The sequence below is a fragment of the Mammaliicoccus sciuri genome (assembly GCF_025561425.1).
Lineage (GTDB): Bacteria > Bacillota > Bacilli > Staphylococcales > Staphylococcaceae > Mammaliicoccus > Mammaliicoccus sciuri_A.
Genome location: NZ_CP094824.1, coordinates 820,683 through 839,750 on the forward strand (window position 1 = coordinate 820,683; position 19,068 = coordinate 839,750).

General features: G+C 32.5%; 18 protein-coding genes. 17 read left to right on the forward strand and 1 reads right to left on the reverse strand.

Annotation, left to right across the window (positions count from 1 at the left end; genetic code table 11):
- Positions 1-3 precede the first annotated feature (3 nt).
- The 8 genes from MUA60_RS04135 to MUA60_RS04170 all read left to right on the forward strand — a co-directional run bounded on the left by MUA60_RS04135 (position 4) and on the right by MUA60_RS04170 (position 7,971).
- Complete coding sequence (locus tag MUA60_RS04135) at positions 4-1,659, forward strand: alpha-glucosidase (protein WP_262650583.1); 1,656 nt, start codon at positions 4-6, stop codon at positions 1,657-1,659.
- 293 nt (positions 1,660-1,952) lie between these two features.
- Entirely contained in the window at positions 1,953-2,918 is a 966-nt protein-coding gene (gene dhaK, locus MUA60_RS04140; RefSeq protein WP_262649875.1) for a dihydroxyacetone kinase subunit DhaK, read from the forward strand.
- A gap of 12 nt (positions 2,919-2,930) precedes the next feature.
- Positions 2,931-3,506: a dihydroxyacetone kinase subunit DhaL gene (gene dhaL, locus MUA60_RS04145; RefSeq protein WP_262649876.1), complete on the forward strand. Its 576-nt coding sequence runs from the start codon at positions 2,931-2,933 to the stop codon at positions 3,504-3,506.
- 2 nt (positions 3,507-3,508) lie between these two features.
- On the forward strand, positions 3,509-3,877 hold the full coding sequence (gene dhaM, locus MUA60_RS04150; RefSeq protein WP_196308411.1) for a dihydroxyacetone kinase phosphoryl donor subunit DhaM: 369 nt from the start codon (positions 3,509-3,511) through the stop codon (positions 3,875-3,877).
- 79 nt (positions 3,878-3,956) lie between these two features.
- On the forward strand, positions 3,957-4,685 hold the full coding sequence (locus MUA60_RS04155; RefSeq protein ID WP_262649877.1) for a FadR/GntR family transcriptional regulator: 729 nt from the start codon (positions 3,957-3,959) through the stop codon (positions 4,683-4,685).
- 389 nt (positions 4,686-5,074) lie between these two features.
- Positions 5,075-6,610: an AbgT family transporter gene (locus MUA60_RS04160; RefSeq protein WP_210127221.1), complete on the forward strand. Its 1,536-nt coding sequence runs from the start codon at positions 5,075-5,077 to the stop codon at positions 6,608-6,610.
- Between the two features lie 173 nt (positions 6,611-6,783).
- Entirely contained in the window at positions 6,784-7,725 is a 942-nt protein-coding gene (gene manA, locus MUA60_RS04165; protein ID WP_262649878.1) for a mannose-6-phosphate isomerase, class I, read from the forward strand.
- Positions 7,726-7,740: 15 nt separating this feature from the next.
- On the forward strand, positions 7,741-7,971 hold the full coding sequence (locus tag MUA60_RS04170) for a hypothetical protein (RefSeq protein ID WP_048541014.1): 231 nt from the start codon (positions 7,741-7,743) through the stop codon (positions 7,969-7,971).
- 123 nt (positions 7,972-8,094) lie between these two features.
- On the opposite strand, the gene MUA60_RS04175 is transcribed toward MUA60_RS04170, so the two are convergent.
- Positions 8,095-9,647, reverse strand: a protein-coding gene (locus tag MUA60_RS04175; protein WP_262649062.1) for an IS3 family transposase whose coding sequence is annotated in 2 segments (ribosomal slippage) — positions 8,095-8,970 and positions 8,973-9,647 — 1,551 coding nt in all. Because the reading frame shifts where the segments join, the coding sequence is not laid out codon by codon here.
- Positions 9,648-9,966: 319 nt separating this feature from the next.
- Here MUA60_RS04175 and MUA60_RS04180 point away from each other — a divergent pair.
- The 9 genes from MUA60_RS04180 to rbsD all read left to right on the forward strand — a co-directional run bounded on the left by MUA60_RS04180 (position 9,967) and on the right by rbsD (position 19,068).
- A complete protein-coding gene (locus tag MUA60_RS04180) occupies positions 9,967-10,989 on the forward strand; it encodes a LysM peptidoglycan-binding domain-containing protein (protein ID WP_262649880.1) in 1,023 nt (340 codons plus the stop codon).
- A gap of 214 nt (positions 10,990-11,203) precedes the next feature.
- The gene (locus tag MUA60_RS04185) at positions 11,204-12,574 is read left to right on the forward strand and encodes an EVE domain-containing protein (RefSeq protein ID WP_204183031.1); all 1,371 of its coding nucleotides are present in this window, start codon (positions 11,204-11,206) and stop codon (positions 12,572-12,574) included.
- A 140-nt stretch (positions 12,575-12,714) separates the two neighbouring features.
- Positions 12,715-14,088, forward strand: coding sequence for an alanine/glycine:cation symporter family protein (locus MUA60_RS04190; protein ID WP_262649884.1), 1,374 nt, complete (start codon positions 12,715-12,717; stop codon positions 14,086-14,088).
- A 243-nt stretch (positions 14,089-14,331) separates the two neighbouring features.
- Entirely contained in the window at positions 14,332-14,691 is a 360-nt protein-coding gene (locus MUA60_RS04195) for a transcriptional regulator, SarA/Rot family (RefSeq protein WP_262649885.1), read from the forward strand.
- Between the two features lie 128 nt (positions 14,692-14,819).
- Entirely contained in the window at positions 14,820-16,244 is a 1,425-nt protein-coding gene (nhaC, locus tag MUA60_RS04200) for a Na+/H+ antiporter NhaC (RefSeq protein WP_262649886.1), read from the forward strand.
- A gap of 122 nt (positions 16,245-16,366) precedes the next feature.
- Positions 16,367-16,771 (forward strand): thiol-disulfide oxidoreductase DCC family protein, encoded by a 405-nt coding sequence (locus MUA60_RS04205; RefSeq protein ID WP_262649887.1) that lies wholly within the window; start codon positions 16,367-16,369, stop codon positions 16,769-16,771.
- Positions 16,772-16,837: 66 nt separating this feature from the next.
- On the forward strand, positions 16,838-17,803 hold the full coding sequence (locus MUA60_RS04210) for a LacI family DNA-binding transcriptional regulator (protein ID WP_262649889.1): 966 nt from the start codon (positions 16,838-16,840) through the stop codon (positions 17,801-17,803).
- A 1-nt stretch (position 17,804) separates the two neighbouring features.
- Positions 17,805-18,686 (forward strand): ribokinase, encoded by an 882-nt coding sequence (gene rbsK, locus MUA60_RS04215; RefSeq protein ID WP_262649890.1) that lies wholly within the window; start codon positions 17,805-17,807, stop codon positions 18,684-18,686.
- A complete protein-coding gene (gene rbsD / locus MUA60_RS04220) occupies positions 18,679-19,068 on the forward strand; it encodes a D-ribose pyranase (RefSeq protein ID WP_262649892.1) in 390 nt (129 codons plus the stop codon). Before rbsK ends, rbsD begins: the two co-directional genes overlap by 8 nt.

Below are 19,068 nucleotides of genomic sequence, written 5' to 3' on the forward strand. Positions count from 1 at the left end.
ATGATGGAGGAACGAATTTGGTGGAAAGAAGCGGTATGTTATCAAGTTTATCCTAGAAGTTTTAATGATTCTAACAATGATGGTATTGGTGACATAAATGGTATTAGAGAAAAGTTAGATTATTTGAAAGATCTAGGTATAGATGTGATTTGGGTTTCGCCAATATTTAAATCACCTAATGATGATAATGGTTATGATATTAGTGATTATCAAGATATTATGGATGAGTTTGGAACGATGGAAGACTTCGAATTACTTTTAAAAGAGACACACGATAAAGGTATGAAACTCATATTGGATTTAGTCATCAATCATACATCAGATGAACATCCTTGGTTTATCGAGTCTAAATCGAGTAAAGACAATCCTAAAAGAGATTGGTACATATGGCAAGAAGGTAAAGACGGCAAAGAACCTAATAACTGGGGAAGTATATTCAACGGTTCAGCTTGGGAAAGAACTGAAGAAACAGATGAATACTACTTGCATATTTTCAGTAAAAAACAACCTGATTTAAATTGGGAGAATGAAGCGGTTCGCTCTGAATTATATAATATGATTAACTGGTGGTTTGATAAAGGTATCGATGGTTTCCGTGTAGATGCGATTACACATATTCAAAAATCATTTGAAGATGGGGACATACCAGTCGAACCAGGTGATGAGCAGTATAAAGCAGCATTTGAACGCTATACGAATAGACCAGGAATATTAAATCATTTATGTGAATTGAGAGATGAAACATTCAATAAATATGACATTATGACAGTAGGGGAAGCAAATGGTGTTAGTCCTGATGATGCGAATGATTGGGTAGGCTTTGATAATGGTATATTTAATATGATTTTTCAGTTTGAACATTTAGGATTATGGAATACAGAAGATAGCGGATTTGATGTTATACAATATAAAAATATTATGTCTAAATGGCAAGACCAACTTGAAGGTGTGGGCTGGAATGCGCTATTTATCGAAAATCATGATCAACCAAGACTCGTTTCAACTTGGGGAGATGATGAGCAGTATTGGTATGAAAGTGCAACAAGTCATGCGACAAATTATTTCTTACAAAAAGGCACACCATTTATTTATCAAGGACAAGAAATAGGGATGACAAATTATCCGTTTGAATCATTAGAAGATTTTAATGACGTTTCTGTTAAAAATGAAATTAAATTGAAAGAACAAAATGGGGAAGATACATCATCTTTATTAAATAATTTAAGTAAAGTAAATAGAGATAATTCACGTACAATGATGCAGTGGGATAATCGTGAGTATGCAGGATTTTCAACAACAGAACCATGGTTCCACGTAAATCCAAATTACAAAACAATCAACGGAGCAGATCAATTAGAAGATGATCATTCTGTATTAAATTATTATAAGCGTTTGATTCAATTGAAAAAAGATTACGACGTGTTTAATTACGGTAAATACGAACTAGTCGAAAAAGATCATAAACAAATCTATAGTTATAAGCGTATATTAGATAACGAAGAAGTTATTATTATGAGTAACTTAACAGACGAGAAAGCTAGTATCACATATCCACTCAATATAGAAAAAAGTAAGTTATTATTACACAACTATACAACAATAGAAGATATAAACATATTAGAACCATTTGAAACAAGAGTATATCTAATAGAAGAATAATAAGTTGAAATCCGAGACAACAGGCTTTGTCTCGGATTTTTTATTTGTGGATGGGGATGTAACGATCAGAATTCGAAGAAATGGTAATAAGAACGCGCTAACTACCATAATTCGGAAAAGTGGTAATAAGAACGCACTCTCGTTAGGGACATTATTCAGAATTCTGTCCGTAAGCTCCACATACAAGCTCATTCTTAAATTATGTTTTCTTATTAACTCATATTGTTAACGCTTACCTAACTAAACGTTTTATAATGGAATAGAAAACATAGAATTCAACGGGAGGTCATTATATGAAGAAATTAATGAATGAAAAAACAAACTTTGTAGCGGATATGCTTAAGGGAATCGAAGTGATGGATAACTCAGTTGAAATTATTAGCGATAATGTTGTCGTTCGTACAAATGTTAAAAAGAGTGGTGTTGCTTTAGTTTCTGGTGGTGGTTCTGGTCATGAACCGACGCATGCTGGTTATGTTGCTGAAGGTATGTTAGATGCAGCTGTATGTGGTGAAGTCTTTACTTCTCCTACACCGGATAAGATTCTCGAAGCAATTAAACATGTCGCGACTGATGAAGGTGTCTTATTAATCATTAAGAACTATGCCGGAGATGTTATGAACTTTGAAATGGCGCAAGAGATGGCCGAAATGGAAGGTATTTCTTGCCAATCCGTTATCGTACGTGATGATATTTCTATTGAAAATGAACAAGATAGAAGAGGTGTAGCGGGTACAGTTCTTGTACATAAGTATGCCGGCTATCTATCTGATAATGGATATAACTTAGCAGCTATTAAAGAAAAAGTAGAATCATTTATTGAAAACATTAGAACGATTGGAATGGCCATTTATCCTTGTTTAGTACCAACAACAGGTCAATACGGATTTGATTTAGATGATAATAAAATGGAGATTGGTATTGGTATTCATGGTGAACGTGGTATTTATCAAGAAAATATTGAAACAATCGATAAAATCATTAACCGTTTAATGCATGAACTTGAAAAGGAAGTTTCTGATAAATCATTAATCGTTATGATTAATGGTATGGGTGCGACACCAGATTCAGAACTTGCAATCATCGCGCATTATTTTAATGAATATGCAGAACAAAATGAATTAGATGTTAAAAAGTACTTTGTTGGCAATTATATGACGGCACTAGATATGCAAGGATTTTCTATTACATTAGTGCCTTATCAACAAGAAGTTGAAGAAGCATTTAACGCACCGACAGAAAGTAAATATTTTAAATAGGAGGCATTTTAAATGAACGCAGAAACATTGTTGAACAAACTTAAAGAATTAAGTCATACATTTGAACAAGAAGAACAAAATTTAACACAATTAGACAGAGCAATTGGTGATGGCGACCATGGTGTTAATATGTTACGCGGATTTAAAGCAGTAGACGAAAAAGTTACAGGAGATACAGTAAGTGATGTATTGAAATCTACGGGTATGACTTTAATGAGTTCAGTAGGTGGTGCATCAGGTCCACTGTATGGATTTAGCTTTGTTAAAATGGCAGGTCTAGATTATGACGAAATCACTTCTGATAATTTATTAGAATATATAAATACTTTTAAAGATGCTGTTGCTGCTAGAGGTAAAGTATCAGGTGGAGAAAAAACAATGTATGATGTGTTGTTAAAAGCCTCAGATCATTTATCGAATGGGGATAAATTATCTGAAGAGGTGTTGCAACAGTTCGCTGAAGATACGAAAGATTTAGAAGCAACTAAAGGCAGAGCATCCTATTTCAAAAAGGATTCTATAGGACATATAGATCCTGGTGCACAAAGTATGGTATATGTATTAAAAGCTTTAAGTGAGGATGTGTAAACATGGCGACAATAGGTATTATTAGTCATAGTAACGATATCGCACAAGGTGTAAAAGCATTATTGGAGCAAATGTCTCCAAGTGTCACAGTAATCGCAAAAGGCGGGACAAATGAAGGTGGTATCGGTACAAGTATTGATACAGTTAATGAAGTGATTGATGCATTAACTGAAGATGCATTGTTATTTTATGATATTGGTTCATCTGAAATGAATTTAGAAATGGCGTTAGACTTATATGATGGTGAACATAAATTGTATAAAGTAGACGGTCCAATTGTAGAAGGTGCATTTTTAGCAAGTGTATCTTTATCAACAGGTGCAACATTAGAAGAAGCAATGGAAAGTATTAAAAGAGAATTTCATCAATAATTTAAATTCTTTAAGATGAAATATATTTTAAATGATATAATTGCTCTACTAATGATTTTAACAAGGTGGAGAAAGTAGAATGAAGATATCGAACAAGAAATTATACGAAAAAGTTGCAGATGTCATCATATTAGATATTAATGAAGGTCGTTTGAAAATAGGAGACCGCTTACCATCTATAAAGGCTTTATCTGAAAGTTTTGGGGTAGGACAAGCAACGATAAGAGAAGCATTGAATGCGTTAAGAGCAATGGGCTATGTAGAAATTAAACACGGGCAAGGGACTTTCATCGTTGAAAGAGAAGAAGTTTATTTTAATATCGAAGCAATTAATGGAGACGTTAAAGATATTGAAAATTTACTAGAGGTCCGTAAAATTGTTGAAGTCGGTGTATCAAGACTAGCAGCTGAAAAAAGAACGGATGATGACTTGCATGCTATTGAATCTGCATTAAAAGACATGAAACAAGCCATTCAAGACAATGAATTAGGAGAAGCTTCTGATTTGAAATTTCATTTAGCTGTAGTAGAAGCGGCTAAAAATGATATGCTTAAACAATTATTGTTAAATGTATCTGAAATTATGAGGCATACAATGAAAGAAACGAGAAGGATTTATTTATATACGAAAAGTAAATCAATCGAGAAGTTGTATAACGAGCATAAAGAAATTTTTGAAGCTATTAAATCTCAAAACGCAGAGCTTGCGCAACATAAGATGGCATTTCATTTAGAAGAAGTAGAAAAAGTTGTAATCAGTAATATTAAAAAAAGAACAATAATACTTGATGATGATAACTGCTATTGATGTCTAATATAGACATGATAGCAGTTTTTTATTTTATGCAAAATTAAAAGCGATAAGCTTCAGGAGGCTTATCGCTTTAGGGTATGTAACCCCATCCGTTCCATTTCATAATCATATATAAAGACTTCTTACAGTTAATAATAAATTGCATGATGTCTATTCGAAAATGAAGTGCATTTATTACAACTTATCATCTGTATACTTAGTATAAGGTCAACGGTGCACTTTATCAATGTTAATTCTTAAAAAAAGATGCCAAATTTACACTTAATTGTGATTTAAAAATTTATATAAAGACTTGTTATAAAAAAATGTAAAATTATCAGAACCTTCAAAAAATAAACACAGTTTGATATACTGATTTTAATTTACTGATGGGAGGATAATATATGAATCAAACAAAAGAAAAAGTTTCAATCATTAATAGATTTCTAAATTTAATAGAAAGAGCAGGGAATAGATTACCCGATCCGAGTATACTATTTTTCTTCTTATGTGCAGCGTTAATATTTCTGTCTTGGTTTATTTCATTATTTCACGTAAAAGTGGAAAGTCCTGCAACTGGGAAGACTGTAGAAGTTACAAATTTAATTTCTAGAGAAGGTTTTGGAAAAATTATTAGTGAATCTATCACGAATTTTTCAGAATTTCCTGCGTTAGGTTTAGTACTAGCAGTTATGTTAGGGATAGGTGTTGCTGAGAAGACGGGTTATTTTGATAAGTTAATGATCCAAGTTGTTCAAAAAGCACCTAGAAAAATTATCGTACCCATTATTATTTTGGTAGGTATTATCGGTAATGCTGCAGGAGATGCAGCACCAGTCGTGTTACCACCATTAACAGCGTTAGTCTTTATAAAGTTAGGTTATCATCCGATTGCTGGACTTGCGATGGCTTATGCCTCAGCACTAGGTGCATTTGCTGCGAACGTTACGTTAGGTATGAGTGATGCGTTAGTATATGCGTTTACGAAACCAGCAGCTGAAATCATTGATAAAGACATCAATTTAAATGTTGCGATGAACTGGTATTTTATTGCAGCATCAACAATTATCCTATTACCAGCAATTTATTTTGTCAGTATGAAAGTCGTTATTCCGCGTTTAGGTACATACAAATCTGATGAAGGCTCTGAGGATCAAAGTGATGATAATGAAATTAGTGCAAAAGAAAGTAAAGCATTGAAGTTTGCGAATATTAGTTTCTTTGTTGTTATAGCGTTATTACTTGCTTTAGCAATTCCTGAAAATGGTTGGTTAAGAAATCCAAAGACAGGTAGTTTAATTGATAAAGCACCGTTAATGGATGGTGTAGGTATCATTATTTTAGTTATCTTTTTCGTGCCTGGTTTTGTATATGGTATTCTTTCAGGGAAAATCTCAAATACAAAAGATTTAGGAAAAATGTTATCAGATTCCATGTCCACAATGGGTAGCTTTATCGTTATTGTGTTCTTTGCTGCTCAACTTTTAGCATATTTAGAATGGAGTAATTTAGGTATTGTCATTTCTGTAAAAGGTGCAGAATTATTACAAGGTCAAAATGGAGTCATCTTGATTATTGGATTTATCATTCTAAGTTGTCTAATCAACCTATTAATCGGAAGTGCCTCAGCTAAATGGGCGATATTAGCACCAATCTTTATACCAATGTTTATGTTATTAGGTTATCATCCAGCATTTACGCAAATGGTTTATCGTATCGGTGATTCCATAACAAATCCGATTACACCAATGATGCCGTACTTACCATTATTACTTTCATATGCTCAAAAATATGATAAAAATATGAAACTAGGTACATTAATTTCAAGTTTAATGCCATATTCAATTGTGTTAGGAATCGTTTGGCCGTTATTCATGATTATTTGGTTCTTACTGGGTATTCCATTAGGACCAGGTGGAGATATTCATTTGAATAAATAGTATTATACATTTTAATAATTATAAAATTTTTAATAGTTATAAATTCAATCTATCTGTGTTATGAGTATTCCACAATATAGTGTCGTTATGGTACAATCACCATTGGTACATTAAAACGATTATAAAAATAAGCGGTATACAATATATAACAACAATTAGAAAAGGATGATTGAATGTCTCCATTAATTTTAAAGCCTGTATTCAAAGAACGTATATGGGGTGGTAGAAATTTAGAAAATATGGGATATAACCTGCCTGAAGGACGAATCGGTGAATGTTGGGGGATATCTGCACATGTAAATGGGCCAAACGAAATCGCAAACGGACCATATAAATGGAAAACTTTAGATGAAGTTTGGTTAAATCACCCAGAACTTTTCGGCAATCCTACAGAAGAAAAGTTCCCATTATTAACTAAGATTCTTGATGCAAATGATCAACTATCTGTACAAGTACATCCTGATGATAGATATGCACATGAACATGAAAATGGTGAATTTGGTAAGACAGAATGTTGGTATATTATAGATGCTAAAGAAGATGCAGAAATTATATATGGCACGTACGCAAACACAAAACAACAATTAGAAGAATTTATTCAGAATGAAGATTGGGATCATTTATTTAAACGTGTAAAAGTAGAAAAAGGAGACTTCTTCTATGTACCTAGTGGAACAGTTCACGCAATAGGTAGTGGTATTATGATTCTAGAAACACAACAAAATTCTGATACAACTTATAGAATTTACGATTATGACAGAATTGATAAAGACGGCAAGAAGAGAGAACTACATTTAGATAAGAGTATCGATGTTATAACAGTCGGTGCACAAAGTCCAAATGTACCACCTAAAAAGATTGATGATGAAGACCAAAAAGGAACATTATTAATCGAAAGTGAATTCTTTACAGTTGCTAAGTGGGAAATTAGTGGGACGTTTAATTTTAGAAAACCTAGAGACTATTGCTTAGTAAGTGTGATAGCCGGAAGCGGAGAAATCATTACAGATGGTAATGTATTTGAAGTAGAAAAAGGCAATCATTTAATCATGACAGCAGATGATTTAGATAATCACATAAATGGTGAATTAGAAGTCATCATTAGTTATGTGTAGATTGGGGTCTATCAAATGAAAAAATTTCTATATTTATCATTAGTATGTGCAGTCATTGCAGGATTAGGTTTATTTTTCGGAATGCCTAAGTATCCAACGCCAGTCATTCCATTTATCATAGCGTTAATTGGTTTAATACTTGCAATCTCTACATTAAAAGACAAAGACATATCAGCAGGACTCAAAATAGGCGGCATATTAGTCAACCTTATGCCATGCTTAGCAGGGTTATCGTTGATCGTATAAAGCATAATAAATCAACAGTAGAAATTCTGTAAAAGAATTTCTACTGTTGATTTATGTATGATAGGATAATATCGCACGAAGACTTTGAACATAACCCTGTCAAGTAGACACTAAAAAAAGTAATCAATATGTTGGCTGTGCTTTTATAAGCGCAGCCATTTTTAATGAAATTCTTTTAGAATTATAAAATTTTATATATTCATTTATTTGCTTTGTGGCGTGTTTTATATCATTGAATGTTTGAGATTTGTCTTTGAATACCTCTGATTTGAGTAACCCCCAAAAGCCTTCCATAGGACCATTATCAATACATCTACCTACACGAGACATGCTTTGCTTCATAGAAGCATTTTTAATCATCTCTCTAAATAGAACACTCGTATATTGGAATCCTCTGTCGCTATGAAATATAATGCCTTCGGTATTTCTTTTAATTATGGCTTTGTTAAAGGTATCGTATACAAGCTTATTATTGTTTTGAGATGAGACTACATGGCTGATGACTTTCTTAGCACCTAAATCATAAATAGCGCTTAAATACACTTTAGATCCATTTTTCAATTTAAATTCTGTCACATCTGTTAACCAGACCTTATTAACTTTACTTGTTGTAAATTTTCTGTTTAGGATATTTTGAGAAGTGATTTCTGGCTTACTAAGTTTATATTGCCTTCTCTTTTTTCTAATGACAGCTTTTAATCCATACTTCTTCATAATTCTATATACGCGTTTATGATTAACCTGGAATTTAGTATATAATCTCAGATAAATATAAATTCTTCGATATCCATATATGCCATCATGTTCATGATAAATCCTGAAAATCTCATCTTTTAATTCGTTATTGAATCTTTCAGATTCTGAAACCTCTCTGTTTTTCCATTTATAATAACTTGCTCTCGATATTTCAAGTGCGGCGCATATCCATTTGATTGGATACTTATCTTTTAATGCTTCGATTGTCTTGTATGCTGCTATTTGCTTGATTTTCGATTCATCAACTGCCTCTCTATTTCTTCCTGCTTTTTTAATACCTCATTCTCCATTTGGAGAAATTTATTTCTTTGTTCAAGTGCTTTTATTTTTAATTCAAGTTCTTCTTCTCTAGTTAAAGCTTCAACTGGTTTTCCTTTACCTCTACCATCTACTAAACCAATATCACCATGTTTTTCATACTTTTTTACCCAATTATAGACTTGTGAATAGTTAACTTGGTACTTTTCAGCTGTCTTATTAAAGTCTCTATTATTTTCAATACAATATTTAGCTATTTCAATTCTCTCTTCAAATGTTGTTTTTCTAGTATTCATAGTGTCTACCTCCAGATATGGAAAATAAGATTTATTTTCCTTTCCTTCAGTATACTTTTCCACCCAATTTTTTAAAGTAGCATGATGTGAAATATTGTAATAGGCTGCTAGATCTGAATACGTCTTATTAGTCTCTAGATATTCTTTAACAACTTTTTCTTTAAATTCGCGTGTATAGATTTTATTTCGATTCTTATTTATAAGTGCTGTTATACCATGTTGCTTATACACTTTATATTTAAATCGAATCACACTATCACTAATATCTAAATTTAACTTATCAATTACATTTTGAAAGGAATAACCCTTTTCATGCAAATCGAAGATTTCCTGATACAGTTTAACAGGTAGTCTAGTTTTATACATAAAAATACCTCCTATAGAGTTTTAGTTTTTTTAATGTCTATTCTATAGGGAATAATACAGAGATATCATGCGCTAAGGTACTAAATCAGGGTGTAATGTACGAACACTCATGCATATTACCTTCCTCTCACATCCAATTTATCTTTCGCTAGTTATAATATGCGATTTATTATATTTGTTCATTTTCTAATTAATCTTTAAAAGTAATATTATAAGATTAATGAAAATGAAATAAAACTGTAATATAAACGGTAAAGATTAAGGTGTATAATTAATAAGAATTCATAAATAAACTGTAAGAAGATGGAGGTAAGTTATTTTGAAGAAAAAGACAATAGCGGCATTTGTTGGTGCTTCGGTTGCAGTTGCAGTATCATCTCATCAAGCGGAAGCAGCAACTTATAAAGTTAAAAGTGGAGATTCTTTATGGCTGATTGCTGATAAACATAATACAACGATTGCGAAAATTAAAAGCTTAAATAATTTAAGTTCAAATCTTATTTTCCCTAATCAAGTATTGCAAGTTCCTGGTACTTCAAATTCATCAAATACATCGAGCACGAGCTCAAGATCTACTTCAACTTCATCAACGACATATTACACAGTAAAATCGGGAGATACATTAGGGGTTATTGCTGGTAAATATGGTACGACGTATCAAAAAATTATGTCATTGAATGGGTTAAGCAACACGATTATTTATCCGGGACAAAAATTAAAAGTTAATGGAACAGCAACTTCTAGTAGTAACACGGGTAGCTCTAGCAACAGTGGAGCGTCTAATGCTTCAGGTAGCACTTCTACTTATACAGTTAAGTCAGGAGATTCACTATCAGCGATTGCAGCTAGATATGGAACGACATACCAAAAAATTATGTCATTAAATGGTTTATCAAACTTTATCATTTACCCGGGACAAAAATTAAAAGTGAGTGGAACATCATCAAGTTCAGGTTCTACTTCTACTTCTAATTCAAATAACAACAGTGGATTCACATCACCGACATTCAATCATCAAAATTTATACGACTGGGGTCAATGTACTTGGCACGTATTTAACCGTCGTAAAGCTATAGGTAAACCAATTAGTACGTATTGGTGGAATGCAAACAATTGGGCAAGTGCAGCTGCTAAAGATGGTTATGTTGTTAATCACACACCATCAGTTGGATCAATCCTTCAATCATCAGCTGGATACTATGGTCATGTTTCATTTGTTGAAAGAATTAATTCAAACGGAAGCATTCAAGTATCAGAAATGAATTTTAGTTCATCACCAGGTGTACTAACTTACAGAACGCTACCAGCTTCTCAAGTTTCAAGTTATAATTTTATACATTAATATTGAAGAGTCTTGGACATTATGATGTGTCCTCGGCTCTTTTTTTTATAATTGTAAACATAGACATGAGTGTGAATGTCTTATACAATGTTAATATTAATGTGTTGTTAAAAAAGTAAATTTTAAGCGTAATTTTTATATGAAAATAAAATTAAGATATCAAAGTAAACATCATTATGAAAATCGATCATTATAGATATTAAGGAGTATACATATGTCTGAAGAAAGAAACTACTTTTGGTTAAATTGTGGATATAATAGGTGGCGTCATACGGAACCATTAGAAGGCCAAACTGCAGTGTTTGAATCAGGTGCAAGCTTTAATCCAACGCAAGGTTATCATGCATTTAAGACAGCTAAACCGGGAGATAAAGTCATTTATTATCAAGTGCAAAATCAAGTCGGCTTACTTGGATTCGGTGAGATCTTACAAGTTCAAACGGGTGGCAATCAAAAAGTAAGCATCCAATTTAAATTTGAGCAATCTTTAACAATGTTATCGATTGAATATTTAAAGAGAAGTGAACAATTAGAATCTAGAATTAAACAAATGACAGAACAATTGTTTAATCGCATTACGAAAGAAGAATTCGATTTAATTATAGGGTTAGGACAAGGCGCTATAAAAATTCCTAGGTATTTCCTGTTAACAGAAGAAATTCAATTTGAACCAGATCAAACATATACAATATATACACATACTGTAAATGGTATTAAGAGAAATGGTTATACGTACTATACTCAGTTAGAAATAGGAGACCAGATTATATTTTTAAGTAGAAATGCTAATCAGTCAATTATAGGGACTGGTGAAGTGTCAGATAGTATACATAAGTTGCCACCACAACCTGGTAGAACAGATTCTACATGTATTGAAGTTAAATATCATGAAGATATTAACCCTGTGAATATTGGCGAATTAAATAGACATCAAACGTTAAAGAAATTATATTTCTTACAAGACAGTTCGAAACAATCTATTGCTAATTTAACAAAAGCACAATATGATGCGATGTTGGATATGAGTAACGGGACTTACAAAGAAAGTTCAAGTAATCAATATGAGATGTCTGTTCAACGTGAGCAGGAAAATGAACCTAAAAAAGATAAACCTATTATTTTAATGCTTTGTGACAATAAAGAAGACGGTTTGAAAAAAGCGAAACATTATGTTGAACGTGAACTTGCTAAAGGTATATATACAGTAGGTCATCCTGATTTCTCAGAAGAAATGTTATACGGTCGATATTTACCAAATGAAAGTGGCGCTTTATATTATAGAGAGGGTTTCATTACAGGGCATATTACGAACTCAGAAAGAGAATGGCTTGTGATTGACCAGTTTGAAAGAATTGATCCAGAAATCTTTCAATTATTCTTAAATGTACTTGATGGCCACGAAATGACATTACCAAGATATAATCATGAAGGTAAGATGGTAAAGTGGAGTCTAGAAAAAGACTCATTCTATCGTCATAATCCTAAATGGCGCATGATTGGTTTATGTTACGGCTCGATTGAAGACATAAAAGAACAATATTCACATCAATTCTTAAAACATTGTAGAGTATTACATGTAGGATAAAATAGGCGGAATAAAATCTTAACACTTAAGATTTTATTCCGTTTTTATTTTTTTAAAGGTTTATAAATTGCAGAATATTCTGTAATATAGAATTATGCTTGGTTTATTATTCACAAATAAAATTGCAAAGGGGTTATTTTATGGAGAAAATCTTAGCATTTTCAGATTGGTTATGGGGGTATCCAATCGTCACACTTTTATTAGTATCAAGTTTATTTTTAACATTGTATTTAGGATTAATACAAATTAGGCATTTTGGTTACATGATGAAACAAACTTTTGGAAGTATTAATAAAGAGCCTAAAGGTGAAGGTACAATTACGCCGAGGCAAGCGTTAACGTCAGCTTTATCATCAACAGTAGGTGCTGCAAACATTGTCGGTGTACCTACAGCTATTATGATGGGTGGACCTGGTGCAGTATTTTGGATGTTAGTGATCGCATTTTTAGGAATGGCATTAAAGTATTCCGAAAACGTACTAGGTATATATTATCGTGAGAAAAACGATAAAGGAGAATATGTTGGTGGACCAACATATTATATGAAAAAAGGCTTCAAAAATAAAAAAGTCGGATTAGTATTTTCATTTGTATTTGCATTTGCTCTAATGCTTGAACTTATTCCAAGTATTATGGTACAGGGGAATTCAGCTGCAAGTACTGTTCAAGATACATTCGATATTCATATGGGTATAACAGGCATCGTATTAGCTGTTATTGCTGCTTTAGTTGTATTTGGCGGTATTCAGCGTATCGCAACATTTACCGAAATGATTGTACCGGTTATGGTAGGTTTATATTGTATTTTGGGATTCTTGATTATTATACTGAATATTCAACATGTACCTAGTGTAATTGCGTTAGTTGTTGAGAAGGCATTTAATCCAGATGCAGCATTAGGTGGTAGTTTCGGTGCTGCTTTAGCCACTACAGTACGTTGGGGATTTGCACGTGGTATTTATTCAAACGAAGCGGGTCTTGGTACATCGCCAATTGCGCATGCTGCTGCAAAGACTGACCATCCTGTAAGACAAGCATTCTGGAGTGTTAGTGAAATCGTTGTTGATACATTAATCATATGTAGTACGACAGCATTTGTTGTTTTAGTATCTGATGTATGGAAAGATAATGATGCTAAAGAACAATCTGCTGCACTTACAGCACGTGCCTTTTATAATGAATTTGGAACATTTGGAAGCTGGATTGTATCTATTTCAATGGTCTTTTTCGTATTCTCAACAATCATCGTTGTTATATACTATGGATCAAGAATGGCAGAATATCTATTTGGCTTAACAGCAGGCTTTATTATGAAAATTGTTTATGTGCTCTCAATCGCACTTGGCGCATTCGGTGCGGGTACACAACTTTGGAATTTATTAGACATCGCACTTGCATGTATATTGATTCCAAATATTATCGCAGTTGTGATGTTAGCACCTAAAGTAAAAAGTTTAACAACAGAATTCTTTACAGGAAAAGAATTCTATTTAAAAGATAAAGCTAAAAAGTAAATATCTACAATTAATTGAATAGAAGAAAAAGATTATAACGATTACAGTTATAATCTTTTTTTATTTGTAAAATAATAGTACTTCTATACACTTTGTGAGTTAGTCATTTCAGTTTGATAATTTACCTCTAGAAAAATACATAAATTGTCAAATATATATTTAAATTCCATATTGATATTATTTAATTTTGTGTTAAAATTATTTTAAGAAAATCTAATTAGTGAAAAAATAGGAGGTCAGACTATGAAGACTCAATCTTATTCAGAAGCAATTTCAACATGTTCAGCGTTTTTCGATCAGCAAAATAAAATTGATAATATCTTTTTAGTTATTGAACAAAAATATGGTCTAAAGAAGCATGAATTTTTCTTTTTAATGAAATTAAATGAAGTGGAAGAAGTACATCTTAAAGATGCTATTGAAAAAGGCTATATTAAGCAAAATAAATCAGCGAGAGCGATTAAACGTTTATTTGAGAAAAGATACATATTAAAAAATCGCTTAAAATCAGACGAACGATCAGTAATTTTACGTTTTAATAATGAGTTCAAAGAAGAATTCAATGAAATTATGCAAGAAGTTATATATATGCTTAATGAATAATTATATGAGTTATAAGTATGAGCCTGGCACATAAATATTTGTCCAGGCTTTGTCATTATGGGATTGTAATATGTAGCATAAACTATTAAAATTATAAATGTAAGCGCTTTATTTATAAGAGGTTATCTATGGAGAATAATAGTACATCTAAGAAAGAAATTAGTTTCTTTTGGGCCGTTGTGCCATTTTTATTTATGATTATCAGTATGTTATTTACGGTAGTCGTTTTAGAGCAAGCTCCGCACATACCGTTAATGATAGGAACAGCAATTGCTGCAATTGTAGCTTACTATCATGGGTATAGTTGGCAAGACATCGAAGAAATGATGTATAAAGGTATTAGACTAGCCTTACCAGCAATCGTCATTATCATTTTAGTTGGTCTAATCATTGGTGTTTGGATAGGTGGAGGCGTAGTAGCCACAATGATTTACTTTGGCTTGAAATTAATAACGCCGTCATTATTTTTAGTAACCATCGCAGTTATTTGTGCAATCGTAGCGTTAGCTATTGGTAGTAGTTGGTCAACAATGGCAACAGTTGGTGTTGCTGGTATGGGTATTGGATTAAGTATGGATATACCAGCAGGCATGATAGCAGGTGCTATTATATCTGGATCATACTTTGGTGATAAGATGAGCCCATTATCAGATACGACAAACTTAGCAGCAGGATTAACAGGTACGGATTTATTTGATCATATTAAACACATGTTCTATACAACAGTACCTGCCGTTATCATTTCATTAATTGTATTTTTTATTTTAGGACAACAATTTTCAACTGGTAATATGAATCAAGCAAAAATTGATGCCATCAATAATGAAATGTTAGATAAATTTACAATTTCGCCGTGGCTATTGCTCGTACCTGTAATAGTTATAATACTAGTAGCTTTTAAAGTACCAGCAATTCCAGCATTAGTCGTCGGTATTGTTTTAGGATTCTTATCGCAAATATTTATTCAAGGTGGAAGTCTTCATGACAGTGTGAAGACATTACAAACTGGATTTGTATTAGAGTCTAAAAATGATTTAGTCAAAGAGTTGTTCAACAGAGGTGGATTAGAATCCATGTTCTATACAATTTCAATGACTATCGTTGCGATGACATTTGGAGGCATTCTTGAATATTCAGGTATGCTAAAATCAATCATTACAAAAATCTTAAAAATCGCAAAAGGTACTGGTGGTTTAATAGCATCTGTTATTATTTCATGTATAGGTACTAACGCTTCATGTTCAGAAGAATACATATCGATTGTAGTACCTTCAAGAATGTACATTAATACATTTTTAGAAAAAAGACTACATCCGAAAAACTTATCACGTGCACTTGAAGACGGTGGTACTGTAACATCTGTATTCTTCTTGTGGAATACATGTGGGGTATTTATCGCCCAAACATTGAATGTGAACGTATTAGATTATGGCATTTATGCAGTATTCAACTATACGGTACCAATCATATCTGTCATCTTTGGATATGTAGGATTTAAAATTATTAAAATTAACGAAGAAGAATATCAAGCATTTAAAAAGCAAGCTACGTAATTATAGAATTGAAGAGGTGCTAGGACAGAAGAGTCCTAGCACTTTATTGTTAGGGACATTATTTGGAATTGTATCTCTAAAACTTTTATTTATCATACTGTCGTGTTACGTTTAAGAAAATAATGATTGGAGTGATTGTTATCGCTATTGTTTATTATGATGGGGATTGTGGATACTGTAATCGTGCTGTGATGTGGTTAATTCATCATAAGATTTCGACTCGTTTTCAATTTGCTCAACTAGAATCTTCATATGGTGATCATTTATTTGATGCGCGACCTGAATTGCAAAATATAGATAGCATTATTGTCGTAGATGGTGACAAAGTATGGTTTAAATCAAACGCGATTATTCATTTATTAGGTCAAATAAAAGGGTATCAATTAATCGGATGGGCTTTGAAATGGATACCGAAATTTGTACGAGATATTGTCTATGATGCATTTGCCAAAGTCAGACATAAAGTGATTTTGAAAAATGCTTGTCGATTACCGACACCTGAAGAAAGAAAATATTTTTTAAATTAATATTGCATAAATAAAGATTGCGTGATATCCTTTTGTGTAAACGGTTACACAAAAGGAAGTTGAAGTATGGCAACAATTAAACAAGTTGCGCAACATGCAGGAGTATCTGTTGCTACTGTATCTAGAGCGCTTAACAAAAGTGGTTATGTTAAGAAGGAAACACAAGATAAAATTGATAAAGCAATTCAAGAATTAAATTATCGACCTAATGAAACAGCAAGAACTTTATATAAACGACAATCTAGAATGATAGGGCTATTATTACCAGATATGAGTAACCCTTTTTTTACAGTAGTTGCTAGAGGTGTTGAAGATGAAGCGATGGCGATGGGCTATCATATTATTATTGGAAATGGTGATGGTAATGATGAGAAAGAGCTTGCTTATTTAAATACATTTAACGTACATAATTGTAGTGGTATTATTGCTTCACAATTATCGAGTAAGGAAACTTTTGATTCATTTAAATCTTATAATATGCCTTTTGTTCTATTAGACCGTGTGTACGAAGATCATGAATTTGTTGAAACAAATCATTACAAAGGTGGACAACTTCAAGCTCAGGCAGTGATTAATGGAAAAGCGCAATCTGTTCTTATTTTAGAACAAGATTTAAATTACAAATCATTTAGAGAGCGATTCAATGGTGCGAAGTTAATGTTAGATGAAGCGAGTATCAACTATGTTTCAGCTAATGAATTATCTTTATCAGAAGATGATTTGCTTAATTTAATTAAAGAACACGACATTGATAGCATTATTTGTAGTAATGATGTTGGCGCATTTAACGTCATGAGTATTCTTTATAATCATCAATACAAAGTACCAGACGATATACAAGTGGTTGGTTATGATGATATACCATTATCACGTACATATTCACCAAGTTTAACAACGATTCATCAACCTGCTTATTTAATTGGTCAAAAAGCATGTCAACAATTGATTAAACAGTTGGAAGGTAAACAAAGAGAACATCATCAAATATTAGATGTGACTTTAGTGGAAAGACAATCAACAAGGAGAGGTTAAAATGAAGAAAATAACAGTTATTGGAAGTATGTCTATAGATTTAGTTGTATCAGCGTCTAAAAGACCAGGTAAAGGAGAAACAATTCTTGGGGACGATTTCTTTACAACACCTGGTGGGAAAGGTGCAAACCAAGCAGTCGCAGCTGCAAGATTAGGCGATAACGTACATATGATTGGTAGAGTTGGTGATGATGATTTTGGTAAGGAAATATATGAAAATCTTAAAAAAAATCACGTTATTGTGGATGGTGTGGAACCTGTTACACAAATGCCATCTGGAACAGCACATATAACATTATCTGAACAAGATAATAGTATTATTGTCGTACCTTCAGCTAACAATGAAGTGACGCCAGACTATGTTAAAAAACATCTAGAAGCATTGTCAGAAGGTGATATCATTTTATTACAACAAGAAATTCCAAGTGAAACAGTTGAATTTGCGGTTGAATATTGTTCAGAACACGGTTTGATTTCAATTCTGAATCCTGCGCCATATAGAGAAGTAAGCAACACTGTTATCGAAAAAGTTGATTATTTAACACCAAACGAAACAGAAAGTGATGAGATGTTTAAAGATGAATTAGATGAAGCTTTAGCAGCTTATCCAATGAAATTGATTGTAACTTTAGGCGATAAAGGTGCAGCTTATCATAATGGTAAAGAAAAAGTTCAAGTACCAGGATATAAACGTGAAGTGAAAGATACGACAGGTGCTGGCGATACATTTAATGGTGCATTTGCAGTAGCGCTTCAAAAAGAATACAGCTTAGATCAAGCATTAGCATTTGCTAATTTAGCAGCAAGTCACTCAGTAACTGGATTAGGTGCACAAGGCGGAATGCCAACATTACAAGATATTGAAGGAGAAAGGCATGTATAAGACAGGTATATTAAACAGTGAAATTTCTAAAGTATTAAGCGATCTTGGTCATACAGATCGTATTGTGATAGCAGATTGTGGATTACCAGTACCAAAAGGCGTGCGAAAAATTGATTTAGCACTGTCTTTTGGTGTACCAAGTTTTGAAAGCGTTTACGATATTTTGTTGGAACATATGTCTGTACAGAAAATGATTTTTGCAGAAGAAATTAAGACGGATAATTCAGCACTTTATGAAAAGATTCAAGAAACAGATGTTGAAAGAGAATTTGTATCACACGAAGCATTTAAAAAATTAACACAAGATACTGTCGCAATTATAAGAACAGGGGAAGCAACACCATATGCAAACGTCATATTAGAAAGTGATGTTTTATTTTAA

Excerpts from the sequence above, each read along its gene's own strand:
- MUA60_RS04135 (WP_262650583.1), top strand. The coding sequence starts at position 4 with ATGGAGGAACGAATTTGGTGGAAAGAAGCGGTATGTTATCAAGTTTAT.
- dhaK (WP_262649875.1), top strand. The coding sequence starts at position 1,953 with ATGAAGAAATTAATGAATGAAAAAACAAACTTTGTAGCGGATATGCTT.
- dhaL (WP_262649876.1), top strand. The coding sequence starts at position 2,931 with ATGAACGCAGAAACATTGTTGAACAAACTTAAAGAATTAAGTCATACA.
- dhaM (WP_196308411.1), top strand. The coding sequence starts at position 3,509 with ATGGCGACAATAGGTATTATTAGTCATAGTAACGATATCGCACAAGGT.
- MUA60_RS04155 (WP_262649877.1), top strand. The coding sequence starts at position 3,957 with ATGAAGATATCGAACAAGAAATTATACGAAAAAGTTGCAGATGTCATC.
- MUA60_RS04160 (WP_210127221.1), top strand. The coding sequence starts at position 5,075 with ATGAATCAAACAAAAGAAAAAGTTTCAATCATTAATAGATTTCTAAAT.
- manA (WP_262649878.1), top strand. The coding sequence starts at position 6,784 with ATGTCTCCATTAATTTTAAAGCCTGTATTCAAAGAACGTATATGGGGT.
- MUA60_RS04170 (WP_048541014.1), top strand. The coding sequence starts at position 7,741 with ATGAAAAAATTTCTATATTTATCATTAGTATGTGCAGTCATTGCAGGA.
- MUA60_RS04185 (WP_204183031.1), top strand. The coding sequence starts at position 11,204 with ATGTCTGAAGAAAGAAACTACTTTTGGTTAAATTGTGGATATAATAGG.
- MUA60_RS04190 (WP_262649884.1), top strand. The coding sequence starts at position 12,715 with ATGGAGAAAATCTTAGCATTTTCAGATTGGTTATGGGGGTATCCAATC.
- MUA60_RS04195 (WP_262649885.1), top strand. The coding sequence starts at position 14,332 with ATGAAGACTCAATCTTATTCAGAAGCAATTTCAACATGTTCAGCGTTT.
- nhaC (WP_262649886.1), top strand. The coding sequence starts at position 14,820 with ATGGAGAATAATAGTACATCTAAGAAAGAAATTAGTTTCTTTTGGGCC.
- MUA60_RS04205 (WP_262649887.1), top strand. The coding sequence starts at position 16,367 with ATGATTGGAGTGATTGTTATCGCTATTGTTTATTATGATGGGGATTGT.
- MUA60_RS04210 (WP_262649889.1), top strand. The coding sequence starts at position 16,838 with ATGGCAACAATTAAACAAGTTGCGCAACATGCAGGAGTATCTGTTGCT.
- rbsK (WP_262649890.1), top strand. The coding sequence starts at position 17,805 with ATGAAGAAAATAACAGTTATTGGAAGTATGTCTATAGATTTAGTTGTA.
- rbsD (WP_262649892.1), top strand. The coding sequence starts at position 18,679 with ATGTATAAGACAGGTATATTAAACAGTGAAATTTCTAAAGTATTAAGC.